The following is a 2,500-nucleotide window of genomic DNA, read 5'->3' on the forward strand; positions in this document are numbered from 1 at the left end:
CATAAAACGAATGTAATAATTATTGTTATTTTAGATGTGGTAAATGCCTCCTACTCACCTAATTTAAATTCCATCCGCCTAGAAGGTATAAAGCTCCATACCATTGCTTTTTGGCATGGGTGGTTAAAGCCCTCCATGTACTGATACAATGCGGAATATTAGCTGATAACCTTTGAATCCATATCGTTATCTAATTAAGCCTTAACAAGTCAGTCTCACCCAAGGACATCTAAATAAGCAGCCGTTTGACGGTCTCAAGTAATAAGAATCTATTCACGACTAATGCCTCGATATTAGATTGAAGTACAGGGCGCTGAAACGGATAGTAGTAGATGGACGTCTAGTTCATAACAAGGAGGTTAGGACTAATGGAATTTAAAAGATTATTATTTATTATTGCGTTAGTAGTGCTATTGCTAACTGGTTGTGCAAAAAACAAGCAATTCAATAATAGTTCATCTGATAATATTATTGATACTGGATATGTTGTAAAAGTTGATGGAGATCGATTTTTGTTCACCTCAAAATCAATGATTAAATCACAAGATATTGAAGAGCTGAATTCACAGATAGATTGGAATCCAACTGAATCTCTGACATGGGAACAACGAACATCATCGGTATGGCTACCTATGAAAGACGTTCCTGGGACTTTAACTGTAGGTGACGAAATAGATGTAAGCTACTATACTCAATTAGATTCAAATCCACAGTTTGGAGGATTTAACAGAATCGAAATTGTGCATGAAAACTAGGGGATGCACTTATTAAACATTCCGCTCTCATAATTTATAGCGAAATAGACTTGGATCTACTATTGTAGATCCAAGTCTATTTTAATTTTTCATTAAATCAACTTTAAAATATAACATAGTACCACATGTGTTGATTACCCACAGTTAACCAGTAATGACTTCTTACTTTTGTGATTAAACACTAGAAGCCCCATCTACAGGTGCTGTTGGGTTGATTTGGACTGAATGACTACTGTACCCATTATAGGGATTTCTGCTATGTAGGGTGGTCGTTCATCCGTCACTCTCCAAACATTCTAGTATGCGAAGTGCTAAAGCTTTTGGGAACAAGTGCATAACCACTTTCCTCTCTAGAAAGACAGTTATTCGTTCCTCTTCCAAAATAGTGGCATTTTTCATTTGAACTTTGGAGGTATGCGATGGACAGATAATCGTAACAGGATGACCAAGGAGAAATGAATTGAAATTCCTCCCAAAAAGATGTGGCTGGGGTGAAGCATTCATTTCCAGCCACCTTTAACTCGCGGTAAAGGTGGCGTGATCATATCGTCCAAAGCAAGCCGGAACTGGACAAGGTTACATGTAGACTTTTGTGCATTTCTTACAGGTGCTTTATTTAAGGTAGTGGTTAATTAACAGACGTAACATAGTATAAGGTCAGATTCACATTTTGACGATAGGCGAATGTTTCGACTTTATACTTCTACTTATCGCCAAACACGACCTCAAATCATTATTGAAAATTAAAAATAAACACAAAAAAAGCCACTACCTATAAGGTAATGACCTTTCAATGAGACCGGCGACGTCCTACTCTCGCAGGGGGAAACCCCCAACTACCATCGGCGCTGAAGAGCTTAACTTCCGTGTTCGGGATGGGAACGGGTGTGACCTCTTCGCAATCGTCACCAGACTCTTTGAGCTTGTTCGCTCAAAACTGAATAAAACAGACATTGTGCTACACGAATCAGGGTAATCAAGCCCTTTTCAAAATTGGTTAAGTCCTCGATCGATTAGTATCCGTCAGCTCCACACGTCGCCGTGCTTCCACCCCAGACCTATCAACCTCATCTTCTTTGAGGGATCTTACTTACTTGCGTAATGGGAAATCTCATCTCGAGGGGGGCTTCATGCTTAGATGCTTTCAGCATTTATCCCGTCCATACATAGCTACCCAGCGATGCCTTTGGCAAGACAACTGGTACACCAGAGGTATGTCCATCCCGGTCCTCTCGTACTAAGGACAGCTCCTCTCAAATTTCCTGCGCCCGCGACGGATAGGGACCGAACTGTCTCACGACGTTCTGAACCCAGCTCGCGTACCGCTTTAATGGGCGAACAGCCCAACCCTTGGGACCGACTACAGCCCCAGGATGCGATGAGCCGACATCGAGGTGCCAAACCTCCCCGTCGATGTGGACTCTTGGGGGAGATAAGCCTGTTATCCCCGGGGTAGCTTTTATCCGTTGAGCGATGGCCCTTCCATGCGGAACCACCGGATCACTAAGCCCGTCTTTCGACCCTGCTCGACTTGTAGGTCTCGCAGTCAAGCTCCCTTATGCCTTTGCACTCTACGAATGATGTCCAACCATTCTGAGGGAACCTTTGGGCGCCTCCGTTACTCTTTAGGAGGCGACCGCCCCAGTCAAACTGCCCGCCTGACACTGTCTCCTGCCCCGATAAGGGGCATGGGTTAGAAGTCCAATACAGCCAGGGTAGTATCCCACCAACGCCTCATCCGAAGC

1 protein-coding gene and 2 rRNA genes (1 of these 3 only partly in view) are annotated in these 2,500 nt (G+C 43.3%); 1 reads left to right on the forward strand and 2 read right to left on the reverse strand.

Features of this window, described 5'->3' with window-relative positions:
- Window positions 1-368 precede the first annotated feature (368 nt).
- Window positions 369-755, forward strand: coding sequence for a hypothetical protein (locus MKY15_RS07440; RefSeq protein ID WP_338654421.1), 387 nt, complete (start codon window positions 369-371; stop codon window positions 753-755).
- A 797-nt stretch (window positions 756-1,552) separates the two neighbouring features.
- Here MKY15_RS07440 and rrf read toward each other — a convergent pair.
- Both rrf and MKY15_RS07450 read right to left on the reverse strand, forming a co-directional pair.
- Window positions 1,553-1,668: ribosomal RNA gene (gene rrf, locus MKY15_RS07445) — 5S ribosomal RNA — on the reverse strand.
- 80 nt (window positions 1,669-1,748) lie between these two features.
- Window positions 1,749-2,500 (reverse strand): 23S ribosomal RNA (locus MKY15_RS07450); it runs 2,180 nt beyond the window's last position.

The sequence above is a fragment of the Sporosarcina sp. FSL K6-1540 genome (assembly GCF_038620285.1).
Lineage (GTDB): Bacteria > Bacillota > Bacilli > Bacillales_A > Planococcaceae > Sporosarcina > Sporosarcina psychrophila.

Coding starts and splice junctions, on each gene's coding strand:
- MKY15_RS07440 (WP_338654421.1), top strand. CDS start 369: ATGGAATTTAAAAGATTATTATTTATTATTGCGTTAGTAGTGCTATTG.